Here is a 17099-nt window from a genome sequence, read left to right as displayed (position 1 = left end):
TTCTGTAGTATGACTCTTTTCCATCATCAAATCCTTCTGAAACATTCTCATTTCTTTTGACCCACGTGAAATATATCAGAGCCAGATTGGGTATTGTCTCAGACTCTCGTTCGTGCGCCATCTCCAGGCAGAGCTTCAAAGCGTTCACCAGCGTATGCACCATCTGCCCAAACACGAGCCAAGCGGATCAAGTGTCTTGTCCCTTTGATTAACCCTAGCGTGGCCCCATCTCGATCTTAGATGGAAGCAACATAAACGACAACCGTGAGCAACAAGCCCATCATATCTATCAAATTTGTGCTTTCATGCCATGAATATGCCTGGTCCGTTCATACTTGGCTCCCGATACTCTGACGACCCAGTCGCCAACTCTCCAATTTGCTCCATATGCCCCTTTGCTATTCCCGTAACAAGCTATTCTCTCCTTGAGAAGAAGTCAGTACACGTTGGAGGTAGAAGAACAGTCCACCAGCTATTCCACCAATCGGCGCTGTGATCCATCCTAACAGGATCAGGCTCTCCCAAAGCATAAAGAGTAGAGATGTGAGCATATATATTAAGCTGTTGCCTGAGGATGGCTGTGAAGACAATATATAGCATGTCCCAATGAAAGGATACGCGGCTGTATTCCCTAAAACCCCTGTGAATATGCCGCGCCAGATGGTCGCTCGTCCGGATCTCACCATGAAACGCCACCAGATGAGTACACCAATCGGCAGGGATGCCAGGGGACCAGCGATCGCCAGGTAGTACAGGCTTTGGGGGGTCACAAAGTGGCTAAAGAGCAGAGCGGTCACTTCTGAGAGCAGGCCGTAGCCCAGCCCCAGGAGCAACCAGAAAACCCAGTGTGGTCGCGCAACCGATGTCTGGGAATGCTTGCTCACGCGCTCCTGGCAAGGGGTATCGTCCTGTTGAGGAACCGTTGGCAAGGGCCAGAAGTGTGTCAGTGTACGCTGCAGATAGACAAGGATGATACCAGCTATCCCACCGATTGGCGTGGTAGCCCATCCTGCCAGGAAGACGGCTATGTACCAAAATGGCCCGAATAGCATCCCAACCAAGAGAAGCGTCACAAGACTCCCAAGTGCTCCAACAGTGAATCCACGCAGGACCGTCACTCGCCTGGGTTCAACCACATAGAACCACCAGGAGGGCAAACCGATGAGTAAGGCGGCTAGCGGGGCAGCTATATAGAACACCATTCCATTGCTCATATCCTGGCCCGAGATGGTGTGGTAAGCGAGGACGGCAGCAGTCTCTGCTGCCAGAACAATGGCCAGAATAAGCAATGGCCAGAATATTCTTGGAGGGCGGACAGACGACATTTCAGGGTAGAAGAATGACATGAATACGTTCCTTCCTTTCCCTCGCGAAGAGGGGTGAGAGGTGCTTTTCCTTTGCTTCTGACAGGGCTAGATGGAAGATTGCTACCATCAGCCGCAAAGGAAGTCGCGATATATCAACAGAATAGTTCCTCACCTATTTGACAAAACAGCACGTATCGCATGCTTATTTCGCGGCTGGTAATAAAAATCTCTCTCCTGGCAGGAACGTTCTGGCCCATCTCTGCACCACCTCCACTTCTGGAGCAACTACTCCTCTCTTCCAGCTGTAGCCAGGAGATAACCATCCTGCTCAGAAGCTGTTAGACTCATAAAAGTAAACGCGTTTACTTTTATGAGTCTAACAGCTTCTGAGCAGGATGTCAAGAGAAATAAACGTGTTTATTTCTCTTGACGTATTCTCTCGTCATCTCGTTGCGTATCGCGTGGGTTGAAGCACCCCATAAAGCAGAAGACAAGCTCACCGTGCCCCTCTCTTCGCTGTTCACATGTGAGCTTAGCCATTATTCAGAGCGCAGAGAAAAAAGGATCCCCACCACAAGCCCGCCACTACCAATTCCCATAAGAACCCTGGCCAGGCACTTTTCCCACCGTGCTGGCAGATTGGAAAGCTGTTCATCCCCTGGATGAGGGATCGCTTCAAGACATTGTAACACCCCTCGCTTACGCCATGACCAGCAACAAAGAACGATGCATCCAAGAGCACCACTCCCATAGGCTGCCGTATGGGCCCATTCGTCCGCTAAAAAGAGCGCTTTTTGGGTTGGCGGTACCAACGAAGCCCATGGCTCCCTCAAAGTGACTCCCCCTCCTTGAGCCATGCAATATCCTACCACTCCTGCCACAAGGGTCATGCCTGCCATACCTATGAGAATCACCAGCAGTGGCCGAAGCAGATGAGAGGCCAAAAGCCTGGGGTGTTGTGGGAAAAGACGCGCGCTTAGGACCACTGGAATGCTTGCACATAATCCCGCCCACCACGTAGCGATCACACCCCATTCCAAGGCGAGGAACGTAGGATCTTGCAGATTCCAGTAATCGATGTGACCAAGGGTAAAATACTCAACGCAGAGATGGGCTGTTACCTGATCCATAAGAAGGCCATACGCAACCACCCCTCCAATCGTCAGCAAGACAATCTGTATGCTTGCACCAATGCCCTCGAGAAGCTGACGGGCATCACCAGATTGCTGCCGCTCCCTGTTCTTCGAACTACTTTTCTGTCTGTCTCGATCCTCATCCACAACCGTTGGAGGTTTCTTGTGGTGCTCCATCACCCATCCAATCACAAGCAGGACACCTCCAAGGAAGCAGAGAAGGCCCCCCAGAGGCACAACAATCACAAGCAAGAAGACCATAATATCTCCTTGAAGCGTATGGAAACCGTTCGGCATTCGGTCCCATCACAGGGCATTTTCAACTACGGGGACAACGTTTGCATGCACAGGAATATCTTGTTCTTTTACAGAGCCGATTCCAGGCGTGGAAGGAGATAACCGGAATCAAACAAGCGGCCTAACCACCACTCGCCCTGTCTCTCATCGACTCCTCCCGCACGCATTCTTCGTTATAACTCAGCAATACATTGCGTTTCGTATGCATAGGTAGGAGCTTACGCTCTTTCCCCGCATCCACACAGGACATGCGACTTTCACCGCATCCGGCGTTTCAGTACTCGACTTGACCTTTTGGCCCTTGCGTTTGAGGTGATGGATTTGGGTTACCCCAGTGAGGCGCACCAGTTCGAGCACAGCACAACCCGTCGCGTGACAACCTCCACTATGCTGGAGAACATGATGTCACTACTCAAACTGTCATCTGCTTTCCTCACTTCGTCCATTTTTCCCCTCGTCAAGTGTCTTTCCCTGGCGGATCTTCACTATGTCCACGCCATTACAGCGTGCCATTTGATTACTACGCCGCCGCCGCCCTCTGTCCCGCGTGCTGGCATTCTCGCACCCCTTTCGGGAAAGCGGTATCAGAGTTCCCCAGTTCCGTGTGAACATGTTCCAGCGATCCGTAGCTGCCTGCTGTACGCCGGGTGCACGTATGAGATACCCCTCGTTGATTCGTAAGCAACGAGGCAAAGGCACCTTCCCTTTTGGGCCAAGTGTATCAGCCATTTCACTTGTTCAACTTTACGACGCTTCAAACACAGGTTCCTCTCGTCAGCATAGATCACAGGGGTAGCCCTTCTCTTTGTTTGGCTCAAAGAGGTCGGTACATTATCAGCGGGCTTCACACCCCGGAAGATGCCATCTTCCGACGCATGCCGCTTCCCCTCGGATTGGTATCCAAATGGGCCTTTTCAGGCAACACGTTCATCCGTTAAAGGGCGCACTACAAACAAGTTGACAATACCCGCGCCAAGGCAGGCCACTAGAAATTACCACACCACAGCGCTAATTCAGCCTACGTATACCTGGCTTCCCCAAAGAGGGAAGATGCCAATCCCCTCACACACATAAACGTGTTTACTTCTCTTGACAATCTTGTGCCCAGGCACTATACTACTAAAAAGTAAACACATTCACTTTTGTGGGCTGGCAAGAGACCAAGATAGTGGGAGAAATCATGAACGAGAAGCAAGAAGGGGAAAGGACACGAAAAGGCGACCTGACGCGCCAGCGCATTCTCGAAAGCGCTCTCCTTCTGTTTGAGTCCAAAGGATATGAAGAGACCACGATGCGAGACATTGCGGCAGCAGTGGGATCTTCACCAGGGCTCACGTATCGGTACTTTAGAAGCAAAGAAGAACTGGTGTTAGAGCTCTATCACAACCTGTGTGCGCAACTGGAAGCCTATGCACATGAGCTTGCTCCTGGCTCGCTGCCTGAGCGTTTTCACGCGATGGTTGCCAGACAGTTGGAGTTGATGGCCCCCCATCGTGCAGCACTCAGCGCTCTTTTTGGTGTCACCCTCAATTCTCGCTCAAACGCAGGGGTGTTTAGCGAGGGCACGGCGGATATTCGCCGTCGTGGCAGAAAGACCTATTTGGAGATCATTCTGGGGGCCAAAGATGCACCAAAAAAGTCCCAGTGCGAGGATTTGGCCACCGTGCTCTATGGCATGCACCTGGCCATGGTGCTTTTCTGGCTCATTGATGAGAGCAAGCAAGCTGGCAGGACACACCTTTTGCTCGCGTTTCTCCGCGATCTGCTCAAATTGATGCAGCCGCTTCTCTGGCTCCCGCCCGTCAGGCAGACACTGGCCCGGCTGGTTGCCATTCTCGGCCCCATACTTGGCGATGGGAGGCTGACAATGCTACCCGCAGAAGGAGTACATGACAACCCCTAAGCCCGTCTGTGGTTCTCATGCAACCCTTCTTGCCAAAGCAAAGCCATAGCCGGAACGAGTATCGAGTTTTGGAGAAGCGCCGCCGAAAATGCATCTTCTTACAGACACGTGGTTCTCCCAACCGCGCTCTCGTCGTCTTTCCAGCTCTGACAAAAGGGCAGTTACTAGTTGCTTGCGAAGAGGTTGGGAGAAACACTGAGCAATTACCAGCGAAAGAATGACTATTGCGACGAAGAAGAGAAAGGGAATTCGATGATGTCAAATGTCACCTCTGAAATAGCATTTGTCCGACCTCCTAGCGTGTTCTGGCTCTTGTTTGGACTATGTGTTGTCCTTACTTCAGGGCTTACTACTTTTCTTGTTTCTTTGTGCATTCCTCTCGCCAGTTTTCTCTTTATTCAAGCAACCCTTGCTGCCCTGCTCGCAGGGGGACTACTCTGGTGGATCGTGATCGTGCGGCCCAGACGCGCGACCCTCAAACGTGGCTTCCTGGTTAGAATAGTAGGAAGTGTGCTTGCTCAGCCACTCATGTTCCTGAAGCTGCACTCATAGCTGCGCTCCCCTGGCCGACCTGGATTGGAGATCATCTGCTGCGACCAGGGACGTCAACCATAATTGCGTTGGTCATATGGGACCTGATCCTTACAGGATGGCTCACCATTCCCATAGGAGGGGCAACTGGAGTGCTACTCATCTATCTCCAGCGAACACTGACGCGGCGCTATGGGCCGCGAGAAATCATCAGAGCGCAATAAGGGAATATATCACCGTGTATGGGAGGATTCATACGGTATGCTCAGACCACGTACAGTCAAAGCTCGCCTTCTCGAACGTTTCATCTTTAACTTCCGGGTGAGGTCAGAAGTGCTCACTCGCCATTTGCCTGTTACTTCTCTCTGTCCTCAGGTCTTTCATGGATGGAGCGTGGTGTCGTTTTGTATCCTGAAGTTGGATCGTGTAACACTTGTGCCGTTGCCATCATGGCTTGGCTTGGAGACCATCTCCTGCGCCTATCGGTGTGGTGTGATTGATATCACCGACACGCAACCTGTGCCATCAGTCTATATTCTTAGGCGCTATACAGACCGTTCGCTGATCTCGTCCCTTGGGCCATGGGTATTTGCGGACCCTATCGCTAAAGTGTGCGCTTCTCTTACGCAAGATGGGACTGTTCGTACGATTGGTGTCCATCACGATGGCCAATGCTTGTTTTCGGCCTCATTCCAGCCATCCCTCTCTCCCTGTGTGCTGGACTCACACGTTTTTGACTCCCTTGATACTTTCGCTCGTTTCATGAACCTGGGTGAGGCAAGTTATACCCTAGCGACCGTTCCAGGGGCACTGGCCAGAGTCGATCTGCAGAAAAGTGAGACGCAGTACACGACCCTCCAGGCCACGGTAGAGTATAGCTTCCTGGATGATCTCTGGCAGCATAGGGGATTAATCTTTGATAGTGCTGTGCAGGCAACGGGAGGAGTTTACAAGTGGACATATCAAGGCCTTGTGGAAAGGAGTTGCTATCCATGTTTACCGTAGAAGATGCCCCACGCGAGAGCCAAAGCTGCTCTGGCCCCAATATCTTCTCTTGTATAGCACCGATCTATGACTGGATGAACCTGCTCATCAGCTTTGGCTTGATTCGTTTCTGGCGCGATCGAGCAGCACGGTATCTCGCTCTCAAAGCGGGTGAAACAGGCTTAGATCTCGGGACAGGGACAGCTGACCTCGCCATCGCAATCATACAAGCTTCAGAACCGGGAGCTCATGTGATCGCAATAGACAAGGCCCCTGAGATGCTCGAACGAGGAGAGCGGAAACTACGACAGTTAGCACTCCACGATCGGATCGAACTCAGAAGAGGTGATGTTACCTCCATTGACGTACCAGACAACAGCGTAGATGGGTGTTGCTCTGCCTTTCTCGTACGTAATCTTGCAGATATTCCGCAAAGTTTCTGGGAGATGCGACGCGTCGTCCGTCCTGGTGGTCGGGTTGTTTGCTTGGAAGTCAGTCATCCTCCTAGCAACTTCTTCAGGCATCTGTTTCATTGCTACTTCTACACCTGTGCGCCCTTCTTCGGTCTGCTGCTCGGCCAGAGGTTTGAAGCCTACCGATACCTGCCAGCTTCTCTCAAGCATTTCCCCGATGCGCCGCACTTGAAGGTGATGATGGAAGCGTGTGGCTGGAGTGATGTTTGCTTTCATCATCTCAATGGGGGCTTAGTAGCTATTCATCTTGGGACGAAACGGGAAGTAGGATGTACAGGATTCCATTCAGTGCTCGAAGCAAAGGAAGCATGACCATGATCTCAACGGATTTCTGCCCGATGTGCGGTGCAGCAAACAACAAGCAAGCATACTCCTCCTCCTGCTTTGCCTGTGGACAGCCCCTGACAGCCAGTACGCCTGGTGAGCCTACACAGGATGAAGCGTTGTTGCACCAACGCTACCAGCTCGGCGCAATTCTTGGTACTGGCGGCTTCAGCATGGTCTATCGTGCGCGTGATCTGGAAGCCGAGCGCAACGTCGCCATCAAGCAGATTCCCCTGCATGGACGAAGTGCGCAAGAGGTGATTGAGGTCACTGACATGTTCAATCGCGAAGTTAGCTTTCTCTCTCAATTGTGCCATTCCCAGATACCACAGCTCTTTGACCATTTCAGTGATCACGGCCATTTGTACCTCGTGCTCCAATATCTCGAAGGATCTACCCTGGAGAGGTATCTGGAAACACACATGACCCAGGGCAAACCGCTCCGGATCGACGAGGTGCTCTTCCTGGCGTTTCAGCTCTGCTCTGTGCTGGAGTACTTGCACACCCGCCAACCTTCCATTATCTTCCGCGACCTCAAGCCAAGCAACATCATCCGCTCTCAGAGCGGCAAGCTCTCTCTGATTGACTTCGGCATCGCACGCACCTTCCGCCCTGGCCAAGCCCGTGACACCCGGCGGCTGGGCTCGCCGGGGTACGCTGCCCCCGAGCAGTTCGGTCGGGCGCAGACGACTCCGCAATCCGATATCTACAGCCTGGGCATCATCTTATACAAGGTGCTCTCAGGGCAGGATCCTACGGAATACCTCCAAGACCTTGCTCCCTTGCGTCTCGACCAGGAAGTCGGCGGAAGCCAACTCGCTGCCCTGGTACAGCGTATGTGCTCGCCTCATCCCTGCGAGCGACCTGCCACAGTAGGCAATATCGTTGTCGAGCTGGAAATGATTCGCCAGCGGCGTACAGGTCGGGAGATGGACCGCCTCTGGCAGCCTCCAACACCTCAGGACTTTCCTGCATCTGGAGGGAGCCACCCATCCAACCAGATCCAGCGCCCCACTTCCTGGCCGTATCACCGCACCGGTCGGCGAAGGGTTCTGATCGGCCTGGGGACGCTGATCGCCGGCGGAGCGGTCGGTAGTATCTGGTGGGCAAACACGTTCCATCCCCATCCCCGTCTCGATTTCCATCCCTCCTCTTACGTCTATCGAGGACATCGAGAGAAGGTGATCGGCGTGGCCTGGTCGCCCGATAGTAAGCGTATTGCCTCAGCCTCTGAGGATGGGACACTGCAGGTCTGGGATGCTGTCAATGGCAGGCAAATCTGCAGTTACCAAGGATCTTTCGGGGGGAGAAGAATGTGGCCTGGTCGCCCGACGGGCGCTACGTCGCATCAGGCTCCACAAATGGGACACTGCAGGTTTGGAATGCAGTCACCGGGAGTCCTGTCCTTCTCTGTCAAACGCAGCCAGGCTCGATGAGTGCCGTGGTCTGGTCGCCTGATGGCAAACACATTGCCTTGGTCTCCTGTTATGGGACAAGAGTAGAAGTCAGGGAGGCAACTACAGGGAAACTTGTCTTTACCTACCTGGTACAGACGCACCCGGGAGAGTCGGGGTTCGTGAGTGCCGTGACCTGGTCGCCTGATGGCAAATGCATCGCCTGGGCTAGTGGAGATGTCCAGGTCTGGGATGCAACGACGTGGAAACACATCGCTACCTATCGGGAGATACCAGGGTGGGTAACTGACGTAGACTGGTCGCCTGATGGCAAACACCTCGCCTTGGCTAGCGGGGATGTCCAGGTCTGGGATAGAGCCGCTGGACAAAGTATCTTTACTTACCCCGGGCAGGAAGGCGGGGTGAGTGCTATAGCCTGGTCGCCTGACGGCAAGCACATCGCCTCTGCAAGCAAGGATGTCCAGGTCTGGGATGTACCTACGGGGGAAAACGTCTTTACCTATCCTGAACAGAGAAATACGGAAACCATCATAGCCTGGTCACCCGATAGCAAGCGCATCGCTTTGGCCTATACCTCCGATAAAATAGTGCAGATCTGGGATGCGCCATAAGGGGTCTCGACATATTTTCCCATGTGCATTAAATTAAGAGCCAATCAAGGCCAGAGAGAAGCAGTTAAGCCTGACAGGCTTCAGCCGCTCGACGATTGACCTGACATCCCGATTGCATCATGCGACGCAAGCGGCGCATGAGTGGGTGCAAATGTCGCGAGTCTGTCAAGCATTTTGTGGACTTTCAGTATTTGTCCCCGCCGCCTGGTACGCAAGTGTTCTGCAAGCAAGGGAGCAAAACGAGCTTCCCAGTCGCGGATCACCTCATGAGTGAAGACCCAACCGCGCTCAAGGAACATCTCAGCGAGATCCCGCAGACTCAGTGTATAGCGCAGCCGCCAGAGCACGACAAGCAGAACGAGATCGGTTGGATAGTCCAGAAAGTTGAAAGGCGTGTTAGTGCGCTCATTGAAGATATGGTGGCACCCTCGGCAACGGAATATCCGGTAGCTAAGTGTGGTTTTCCTGTTTTGTTCTCTCGTCGTTACAGACAGGCAAGACGGGCAGTTCATCGGGCACGCCTCCCCAAAATGTTTCTGTGCCGATCAGTCGATCACACTCTAGCGGAACTTCGCTTAGAGCATCAGTAAAATAGTGGAGGAGAGAGAGTTGTCTGGGATTTCTGGAAAACGTTGCTTTCCTCTTGACCTGGAGTCCACTCCAGCATGTATAGTTCTGATATGGAAGCAGTATGTACGATTCGACAAGTAGCTCAACGGACGGGCCTCTCCATAGATGCTCTGCGTTACTATGAGCGTATCAGGCTGATTGGGCCGGTGAGACGAGCGGCAAACGGCCAGCGTCAGTACAGGCAGGCAGATCTCGATTGGATCAATTTGATCATACGCTTACGTGAGACCGGTATGCCTCTCACGCAAATCAGCTACTTTGCTCAGTTGCGCCGCCAGGGTCCACAGACGACCACGGAACGTCGTCTCATCCTGGAAGACCACCAGCGCCTTCTAGCACAACAGATACAACAGCTGGTGCAGCATATGGAGGCGTTAACCGAAGAAATCGTCTGTTACAAAGAGCGGGAAGAGATCCTGGCTGCCTCGTCTCCTGCCATCTCTTTTCCTGCGACGACGACAGAAGAAGAGGAGGGAATACGATGACCATCGCTTCTCCATTCATAGCCCAGGCGACAGATACTGATGTGGTTGCTGGACATGACCTGAGCGGGAAAACGGTGCTGGTCGCTGATGCCTCATCGGGTTTAGGTATTGAGACCACCCGTGCATTGCTCTCAGCGCATGCTGAAGTGATACTCTCTGTATGCGTCCTCGCAAAAGGAGAGCACGCTGCTCAGCAGTTGCGCGAAACCACGACTAATCAAGAGGCACATATTCTGGAAGTGGATCTCGGTTTGCTTGCCTCGATCCGCCAGGCAGCATCGCAGTTTCTTGCTCGGTGGGCCACCTTGCATGTCCTCGTGAATAACGCAGGAGCCATGGCTACCCCCCAGGGCGTGGCCTTGGATGGCTTTGGACTGCAATTGAGAACGAACTATCTGGGGCATTATCTGTTAACGTGCCTGGTCCTTCCTGCCCTCCTCGCTGCAGCACCACCTCGTGTCGTGGTGCTCTCATCCAGCGCCCATCATCGTTCTGACATTCACTTCGAGGATCTCCAGTATCAGAATTGCCCCTATGACAAATGGAAAGCGTGTGGGCAGTCGAAAACAGCGAATGCCTTGTTTGCTGTCGGCCTGACCCAATAATTTGGAGACAGAGGCATTACCGTCAATGCAGTGAATCCGGGTGGGACACTTACCGAACTGCAACAACACTTGTCGTCAAAAGATCTGCTAGCGCTTGGGTGGATCGATCAGGAAGACCAGGATACCTCTCATTTCTAATCTCCTGAACAGGGGCGCAACGTCAGTATGGGCCATGTAAGAGTAATGCCGGATGTGCAGCCGGCGCCTTTACAGTTGTATTCATCCGGGCGGATAGAGTCAAAAGAATTCAGAAATACATGTGCGTGTGATAGCTCTTGATGCTCAATGAGAGAAGAGGGAAAGAACAATGACACAGAAATCAGGCAAACGGATCATCGTTGTGACCGGAGCGGGCAGTGGCATTGGACGTGCCTGCGCTCAGCGGCTTGCCGGACCAGATGTGAATATAGTAGCTCTCGACCGCAATCGAGACTCGGCCAGGGAAACAGTAGCCTTGATCGAAAAGGGGGGATTCCAAGGGGCCGCGGTGGAATGCGACATCACCCAGCGCGAAGCCATTGTCAATGCCTTCGCCTCTCTCGGCTCAGTTCATGTGCTCGTCAATAGCGCTGGGGTGGAAGATGAAAAGACGCTCGAAGGCATCGCTCCAGAAGATATGCGCCGCATGTACGAGGTGAACGTCGTTGGCCTCTTCAGCGTGTCCCAGGCTGCTCTCACCCGCATGTCGGAGGGCGGGAGAATCATCAATATCGGCTCACGCGCCTATCTTGGGTCGCGCTACCATGCCCATTACGTCGCCTCCAAAGCAGCCGTGGTTGGCCTGACGCGCACCATGGCGCTTGAGCTCACCAGCCGGCAAATAGCGGTCAACGTGGTCGCGCCGGGGCCGGTCATGACACCGCTGCTGGCAGGACGGTCTCAAGAGAACCTGGCGCAGCTCGCAGCCAGCTATCCCGGCGGGCAAATGCCTGAAGCTGAGGACGTCGCTCAGGCCGTTGCCTTCTTTGCTGATCCCGCGACTCGCTTTATCACTGGGCAGGTGCTGCTTCTCGACGGAGGCAGGTCCCTTGGAGGCAGCGCGTGAGCACATCTGTGGGTTGTGTTGCAAAAAGGTTCTGTCAGAACTGAGAACACAGAAGCTCATCGTGGAAATCGAATGCTAAGGATATTGCGGTCTCTTGCTAGGAGGCTGCTTGTACCGATGTCTTCAAGGCTGTCAGCCGATCAAGGAAAGCTCGTCGCTGTTCTGAGCGTGAGGATGGTTCTTCCATGGTGGAGCGAGGGCAGAGAGAGTTCCTTCATTCGTCAAAGGCAGAACAGAAACGAGCAGCCGAGTCAAAATTTCGGTAGTGACTCTTGAAAGAAGTGGTAAAATAGAGGTCAGGAGGACTGACCATGACAGCAACCCCATCTCTGCCAGCATGCCCCAATCCTGCGTGTGCGCAGCCACACGTCACTCGCAATGGCAGTAGCAAAGGACGACAGCGCTATCAGTGTCGTGGATGCGGCCGCTTCTTTGGCGAAACGGAAGGCACACCGATGTATGGCCTGCATACGCCAGTAGCCGAGGTGGCTCAAGCGCTCCTGGTCGTGATGCGCCGAGGAAGTCTGCGGGCGGCGGAAGAGATTACTGGACACAAGTACGAGACGATTGGCCAATGGCTGCGGCGAGCAGGCGAGCATGCGGAGGCCTTGACGGCCATTCTCACGCAGGATCTGCACCTCACAACGGTAGAAATCGACGAGTTTTGGTCCTTCGTGCGCAAAAAAACGGAGTCCCCGACGAAGCTGATGCCGGTGAACGCTGGGGATGCCTCGTGCAAGATCGCCCTAGCCGCTTCATCGCCGCCTGTGCCACAGGACGCATCGGCGACGATCTCGTCGAGCGAGCGGTCACCCTCACCGTAGCATGCACGCAGGGCCATCCGTTGAACTGGTGCAGCGATGGCTGGCGGGGGTATGCCGCGATCCTCACTCGAGCCTATCGTCAGCCTCTACGTTCGGGCCAGCGCGGTCGGCCCCCACTGGTCGTCCCTCCACATGTGTGCTTGACGCAGACCATCAAGCATCGCGATGAGCATGGGAAACTGCTCTCCGTTGAGATCCGTGCCGCCTTGGGCGAGGTGATCTCCCAACCCGGAACCGTCCATATTGAGCGGGTCAACGGCATGCTCCGCGATCGGCTCAATGCCCTCACCCGCAAGACCCATGCCTTTGCCAAACGGGACGCTACCTGGGATGCCCTGGTCCACCTGCAGCTTTTTGAACACAACTGGATACGCCCTCATCGCGCATTACGTCTCCCAATGCCTGCGGAGTCGCGACGCTATCAGCCACGCACTCCTGCCATGGCCTTGGGACTCACCGACCATCCCTGGTCCTGGATCGCGTTCTTGACCACTTCTCTCTACACCACTTCTCAATAGAGTCACTACCCAAATCTTAGTTGACAGAGCATTATCATCACACCTTCATTCTTGCAACACAACCGGCGGAAAGCGGTAGCCTTGTCGTAGGGAGGAGTGGTGTGTGTTTTCATACAGCTATTCTAGCATATTGTTCAGCTATCTACCAAATTGACAATACCGTAATTTATTTGCAAATGAACCATTTCCGCTTTATCTTGTATATAGAACAGAGGATGCTTGAGAGGATGGAACTTAAGTCCCCTATAGGACATCGGCTCTTATGATGGTTGACTTATGCTTTGAAGCTCTCATTGTGGTAAAACCTGCGCTCTGGCCAATGGCGAATCGGAAGGAGCATGGTTTCATCGCAACGAATACACACGATATGCACCCATACTCATATAAGCATGTGTCCTCTCACAGAGAAGAAAGGATGGATCCATGATATGCCTTCCGACGAAGACCTTTTTCGCGCATGGCAAAAGGGGAGCGCCGCCGCATTAGAGGCACTTGTGCAGCGTTATCATGCTCCTCTGCTTGCCCACCTCTATCACCTACTGGGAGGAGATGTACAAAGCGCGGAAGATCTTGTGCAGGAAGCCTTCGTCAGCCTGGTACGCGACGCATCAGCGTATCAGTATCCACGGCCCTTCCGTCCCTGGCTCTATACCATCGCTCGGCGGCTGGCCCTCAACGATCATGCGAGTGCCTATAAGCGACACGTCGACCTACGGGCGCCCATTCCTGAGAGAGAAGCTAGCGAATCTGATCCTGCCATCTGGCTGGAACGCTGGGAGCAGCAGCACGAATTGCGACAAGCCCTTGGATATCTTAGCTTTGAACAGCGAGAAATACTCAGTCTCCGCTACGGAGAGCAACTCAGTGTTAAAGAGCTAGCAATCATGCTTGGCATCCCCGAAGGGACGGTCAAAAGTCGTACCTTTCATGCTCTGCGGCAGTTACGTCTGCATCTCAAACAGCCAGTGCACCGTGACGTCCCGGAAAGAAGAGGTCAACAGTATGGATAATTCTCCTCATCAGCTAGAGAAGCCGCGCGAGAATGACTCGTTACCAGAGACATTGCAACACATTGCCCACTTCTATGCTGCGCAGCCAGTGCCACACCCATCTGCTCAGGCAACACAGAACATCATGGACCGCCTTTTGCGCGAAGAGACCGCTAGAATGCGAACGACCTTGCACTGGCACTCCTCGCCCTGGCAGATCTTGCGCATTGCTCGCTGGCAGATGGTTCTGTTAGGTCCTGTGTTCTGGATCCTCGGCGTTCTGCTGTTTGCAATGTGTTTTCTCATCGCACCCTTCCTTCGTGGGCAAGATATCGCCAATCTGCTCATCATCCTGCTGCCATTCGCCCCTCTTGTAGGCATCATCCATGCTCTACGGACACTTGCGCTGCGCACTCACGAAGTCGAAGCCAGTTGCGCGACCAACATCATCGAGATCACTGCTGCACTTGCTCTGGCAATTGTCGGATTCGACATTCTACTCGGAATGATTGCAACTGTTGCTCTTGCCCTGCTCAACTTCGCGCCCTTCGTCGCGTTGTTGCTCACATGGCTCGGCCCGCTGTTGCTCCTAACTGGCATCTCGCTTCCTGTGGCATTGCGCTGGGGAACGCTCCCCGCCCTCCTGATTGCAGGAGTCCCCTGGCTGCTTCTCGTCACGGCAGCGTACATGTCTCAATCTCCTGCTCTGGATCATGTTTCTCTCGTGAGCCAGAATACAACACATCTTGCATTCTGTGGGCTATGCGCGCTGATCGGACTGCTGCTGCTGCTGCTGCTGTTCCTGCGCGGCTCAAACTGGCAACAATACTTACTGCACTACAGTTAAAGAACCTGAGCTTCCGAGGCACTCATCTTTACTCTACAATGGAGAAAACATCATGAAAAATCTATGGACGGTCTTCCGGTTTGAATTGCTGCTCTCTTGGCGTGGGGCGATGGCATGGTTACTCACCCTGATTATAGCATTGGTGGGAATGGGAATTTCTATGCTGGTGAACCAGGTGAACGATCAATGGTGGGGAAATCTCTGCTTAGCTCTCGGTTTGCTCACGCTCCTGCTTGCCTTGACGACCGGAAATCAGATCCAGCGTGACAGCGAGCGTCGTCTGGATGGCATCGTCCTGAGCACGCCCCTGGCGACGGGGTCTTATGTGCTTGGAAAGTACCTAGCTGGTCTTTTCTCGTTACTGGTTTATGCCGGAGTAGCCTGGCTAACGTTCGTCGGCAACTCATATATACTTTGTGGGCAACAGTATTATAGTCCTGTACTTGGGCCAAATGTCTATATACAAGCCTGGCTCCTGCTTGTTCTTGTACCAGTGTTGTTCGCAGCATCACTGACACTCTTTGGGCTTACATGGACACGCGGGCATCGCGCACTCATCTCGGTTCTGGTCGTAATCATCTGGATGGTCCCTTATCTCGTCCAGGTTCCCAAAATGCTCACCATTTCCTTCTATATGCCTCACGATCTACTCTATACCGCAAACCACTTCATTGGTGACGGCGATTTCATCGACTCTTCCGTCAAGTTTTTAGTACAACGAGAAGATCAGGGAGTTACTTCCACCATTGTGCAACAGATGGTTCACCTCTATCAAACCGTGGTCATCCCTGAGCATCTGACGCTCAATTTGCTCATCAACCGCGTATTCTTTCTCAGCTTAAGCATCTTTCTGCTCATCTGCACACTCTCTGTCGTTCATCGTCAGCGCCAGGGAAAAATGTAATGAACCCTGGAAGAGAAAGGGGAAATTCTTGTCGACATTATTCATCGATCGACTCAGCAAACAATACGAAAAGCAGCGCTGGGCGCTCAAAAACGTCTCTCTGAGACTGGATAGTGGGATCGTGGGGTTAGTCGGCCCGAATGGATCAGGCAAAACCACCTTGCTGCGTATTCTGGCCACCCTGCTCACACCCAACTGCGGAAAAGTCCATTGGAAGGGGCAGGACATCCAGAAACGACCTCAGCTCCTACGCCGTGAGCTGGGCTATCTTCCCCAGGACTTCGGCATTTACCCGCAGCTTACCGCTCGCGAGTTCCTGACCTACATTGGTGAACTCAAAGGACTGTCTGGTCAGCATCTGAGGCGCCGCATCGAAGCGGTGTTAGAGCAAGTCAATCTAAGAGAGGATGCCAATCGACGTTTGCGCACCTACTCTGGTGGCATGGTACGGAGAATTGGTATCGCCCAGGCTCTGCTCAATGATCCCCACCTGCTTGTTCTCGACGAACCTACTGTCGGACTCGATCCCGCCGAACGGGTGCATTTTCGCGAAATCATCAGTTCGCTTTCTGATGAGCGACTTATTCTGCTCTCTACCCACATCATCAGCGATATAGAAGTCATGGCAAACGAGATGGTACTCCTCCAGCAGGGTCATCTCATCTGGTCGGGCACCACCAATGCTCTCTTAAATGATGCGACCGAAAGCGTCTGGAGTCTCACCCTTGATGCTGCCGACTACGAGAGGCTGCGCTTGCACTATCGCACAAGCCTTGCCTTGCGACGTGGGAGAACAGTCGAGATGCGCCTGATCTCCGCAGTCAGCCCCCATCCGAATGCCATACCCGTTGAACCAACGCTCGAAGAAGCCTATCTCTTCGTCACGCAGCAGGCAACTGCAGAGGAATCCGTAGCAATCAAGTAGTTCTCCACTGACACTGAGAAGGATGAGGTGTCGTCTGTGTAGGTACAGTGATCCGGAGATGGAACGCGGCAGAGCAGAAAGGAATCCTATGACCAATATCCTTGCATTTGCTAACCCCCTCCTCGGTGACAAATCACTGATTGCCATCAGGGAATGGGGCGGACGCAATGGTACCATGGGAGTCAACGCCGGCTTTGTCTCTCCGCTCGTTATGAGTCTTCAGCACCACTCCACCCACCAGTATGCCGATACCCAACTGGCTCTCGCTCTCCATGATGCCGAGGTGATGTCCTTCGCCGGCGCGCAGGACATCACCTCCTAGGCGTCGGCTACTGCCACCTCTTGCTCC

At 53.5% G+C, this 17099-nt stretch carries 16 protein-coding genes and 2 pseudogenes; 15 read left to right on the top strand and 3 right to left on the bottom strand.

Translation table 11 applies throughout. From position 1 onward, the window contains the following. Positions 1–398 precede the first annotated feature (398 nt). Both JMJ16_RS11155 and JMJ16_RS11150 read right to left on the bottom strand, forming a co-directional pair. Positions 399–1346, bottom strand: coding sequence for a hypothetical protein (locus JMJ16_RS11155; protein WP_201381199.1), 948 nt, complete (start codon positions 1344–1346; stop codon positions 399–401). Between the two features lie 500 nt (positions 1347–1846). Then, complete coding sequence (locus JMJ16_RS11150) at positions 1847–2701, bottom strand: hypothetical protein (protein WP_201381198.1); 855 nt, start codon at positions 2699–2701, stop codon at positions 1847–1849. A 1216-nt stretch (positions 2702–3917) separates the two neighbouring features. Between JMJ16_RS11150 and JMJ16_RS11145 the strand changes: the two genes are divergently transcribed. The 5 genes and pseudogenes from JMJ16_RS11145 (at position 3918) to JMJ16_RS11120 (ending at position 8978) form a co-directional block, all read left to right on the top strand. Beyond that, positions 3918–4640, top strand: coding sequence for a TetR/AcrR family transcriptional regulator (locus tag JMJ16_RS11145; protein ID WP_201381197.1), 723 nt, complete (start codon positions 3918–3920; stop codon positions 4638–4640). Positions 4641–5432: 792 nt separating this feature from the next. Next, positions 5433–6176, top strand: a complete 744-nt coding sequence (locus JMJ16_RS11140; protein WP_201381196.1) for a hypothetical protein — start codon at positions 5433–5435, stop codon at positions 6174–6176. Beyond that, positions 6164–6940 carry a ubiquinone/menaquinone biosynthesis methyltransferase gene (locus tag JMJ16_RS11135; RefSeq protein ID WP_201381195.1) on the top strand — a complete coding sequence of 259 codons (777 nt, stop codon included), beginning with the start codon at positions 6164–6166 and terminating at the stop codon, positions 6938–6940. The genes JMJ16_RS11140 and JMJ16_RS11135 overlap by 13 nt, the downstream gene beginning before the upstream one ends. After that, positions 6898–8199, top strand: a pseudogene (locus tag JMJ16_RS54025) (protein kinase); the annotation flags it as partial. The gene JMJ16_RS11135 and the pseudogene JMJ16_RS54025, both read left to right, overlap by 43 nt. Positions 8200–8384: 185 nt before the next feature. Beyond that, positions 8385–8978 carry a WD40 repeat domain-containing protein gene (locus tag JMJ16_RS11120; RefSeq protein WP_236601402.1) on the top strand — a complete coding sequence of 198 codons (594 nt, stop codon included), beginning with the start codon at positions 8385–8387 and terminating at the stop codon, positions 8976–8978. 191 nt (positions 8979–9169) lie between these two features. On the opposite strand, the pseudogene JMJ16_RS11115 reads toward JMJ16_RS11120, so the two are convergent. Further along, positions 9170–9490, bottom strand: a pseudogene (locus JMJ16_RS11115) (IS6 family transposase); the annotation flags it as partial. 153 nt (positions 9491–9643) lie between these two features. Here JMJ16_RS11115 and JMJ16_RS11110 point away from each other — a divergent pair. From JMJ16_RS11110 to JMJ16_RS11065, 10 genes are all read left to right on the top strand, one after another. Further along, a complete protein-coding gene (locus JMJ16_RS11110; protein WP_236601401.1) occupies positions 9644–10093 on the top strand; it encodes a MerR family transcriptional regulator in 450 nt (149 codons plus the stop codon). Continuing rightward, a complete protein-coding gene (locus JMJ16_RS11105) occupies positions 10090–10698 on the top strand; it encodes an SDR family NAD(P)-dependent oxidoreductase (protein ID WP_201381193.1) in 609 nt (202 codons plus the stop codon). The genes JMJ16_RS11110 and JMJ16_RS11105 overlap by 4 nt, the downstream gene beginning before the upstream one ends. A gap of 307 nt (positions 10699–11005) precedes the next feature. Next, positions 11006–11743 carry an SDR family NAD(P)-dependent oxidoreductase gene (locus JMJ16_RS11100; protein ID WP_201381192.1) on the top strand — a complete coding sequence of 246 codons (738 nt, stop codon included), beginning with the start codon at positions 11006–11008 and terminating at the stop codon, positions 11741–11743. Between the two features lie 311 nt (positions 11744–12054). Further along, positions 12055–12567 carry an IS1 family transposase gene (locus JMJ16_RS11095; RefSeq protein ID WP_201381191.1) on the top strand — a complete coding sequence of 171 codons (513 nt, stop codon included), beginning with the start codon at positions 12055–12057 and terminating at the stop codon, positions 12565–12567. After that, the gene (locus JMJ16_RS11090) at positions 12477–13085 is read left to right on the top strand and encodes a hypothetical protein (protein WP_236601400.1); all 609 of its coding nucleotides are present in this window, start codon (positions 12477–12479) and stop codon (positions 13083–13085) included. The genes JMJ16_RS11095 and JMJ16_RS11090 overlap by 91 nt, the downstream gene beginning before the upstream one ends. Before the next feature lie 428 nt (positions 13086–13513). Further along, the gene (locus JMJ16_RS11085; protein WP_201381189.1) at positions 13514–14095 is read left to right on the top strand and encodes an RNA polymerase sigma factor; all 582 of its coding nucleotides are present in this window, start codon (positions 13514–13516) and stop codon (positions 14093–14095) included. Continuing rightward, positions 14088–14921, top strand: coding sequence for a hypothetical protein (locus JMJ16_RS11080; protein WP_201381187.1), 834 nt, complete (start codon positions 14088–14090; stop codon positions 14919–14921). Before JMJ16_RS11085 ends, JMJ16_RS11080 begins: the two co-directional genes overlap by 8 nt. Before the next feature lie 52 nt (positions 14922–14973). After that, on the top strand, positions 14974–15825 hold the full coding sequence (locus JMJ16_RS11075; RefSeq protein WP_201381185.1) for a hypothetical protein: 852 nt from the start codon (positions 14974–14976) through the stop codon (positions 15823–15825). Positions 15826–15853: 28 nt separating this feature from the next. Beyond that, the gene (locus tag JMJ16_RS11070; protein WP_201381183.1) at positions 15854–16750 is read left to right on the top strand and encodes an ABC transporter ATP-binding protein; all 897 of its coding nucleotides are present in this window, start codon (positions 15854–15856) and stop codon (positions 16748–16750) included. Positions 16751–16838: 88 nt separating this feature from the next. Then, positions 16839–17072: a hypothetical protein gene (locus tag JMJ16_RS11065; RefSeq protein ID WP_201381182.1), complete on the top strand. Its 234-nt coding sequence runs from the start codon at positions 16839–16841 to the stop codon at positions 17070–17072. Positions 17073–17099 lie beyond the last annotated feature (27 nt).

The sequence above is a fragment of the Ktedonobacter sp. SOSP1-52 genome (assembly GCF_016587395.1).
Note: the sequence above shows the minus strand (reverse complement) of the source record. Positions and strands in the feature narration are given on the sequence as shown.

What these genes read in the sequence shown, in the direction of transcription:
- JMJ16_RS11155 (WP_201381199.1), bottom strand. Translation starts at nt 1,346, where the DNA reads ATGTCATTCTTCTACCCTGAAATGTCGTCTGTCCGCCCTCCAAGAATA.
- JMJ16_RS11150 (WP_201381198.1), bottom strand. Translation starts at nt 2,701, where the DNA reads ATGGTCTTCTTGCTTGTGATTGTTGTGCCTCTGGGGGGCCTTCTCTGC.
- JMJ16_RS11145 (WP_201381197.1), top strand. Translation starts at nt 3,918, where the DNA reads ATGAACGAGAAGCAAGAAGGGGAAAGGACACGAAAAGGCGACCTGACG.
- JMJ16_RS11140 (WP_201381196.1), top strand. Translation starts at nt 5,433, where the DNA reads ATGCTCAGACCACGTACAGTCAAAGCTCGCCTTCTCGAACGTTTCATC.
- JMJ16_RS11135 (WP_201381195.1), top strand. Translation starts at nt 6,164, where the DNA reads ATGTTTACCGTAGAAGATGCCCCACGCGAGAGCCAAAGCTGCTCTGGC.
- JMJ16_RS11120 (WP_236601402.1), top strand. Translation starts at nt 8,385, where the DNA reads ATGAGTGCCGTGGTCTGGTCGCCTGATGGCAAACACATTGCCTTGGTC.
- JMJ16_RS11110 (WP_236601401.1), top strand. Translation starts at nt 9,644, where the DNA reads ATGTATAGTTCTGATATGGAAGCAGTATGTACGATTCGACAAGTAGCT.
- JMJ16_RS11105 (WP_201381193.1), top strand. Translation starts at nt 10,090, where the DNA reads ATGACCATCGCTTCTCCATTCATAGCCCAGGCGACAGATACTGATGTG.
- JMJ16_RS11100 (WP_201381192.1), top strand. Translation starts at nt 11,006, where the DNA reads ATGACACAGAAATCAGGCAAACGGATCATCGTTGTGACCGGAGCGGGC.
- JMJ16_RS11095 (WP_201381191.1), top strand. Translation starts at nt 12,055, where the DNA reads ATGACAGCAACCCCATCTCTGCCAGCATGCCCCAATCCTGCGTGTGCG.
- JMJ16_RS11085 (WP_201381189.1), top strand. Translation starts at nt 13,514, where the DNA reads ATGCCTTCCGACGAAGACCTTTTTCGCGCATGGCAAAAGGGGAGCGCC.
- JMJ16_RS11080 (WP_201381187.1), top strand. Translation starts at nt 14,088, where the DNA reads ATGGATAATTCTCCTCATCAGCTAGAGAAGCCGCGCGAGAATGACTCG.
- JMJ16_RS11075 (WP_201381185.1), top strand. Translation starts at nt 14,974, where the DNA reads ATGAAAAATCTATGGACGGTCTTCCGGTTTGAATTGCTGCTCTCTTGG.
- JMJ16_RS11065 (WP_201381182.1), top strand. Translation starts at nt 16,839, where the DNA reads ATGACCAATATCCTTGCATTTGCTAACCCCCTCCTCGGTGACAAATCA.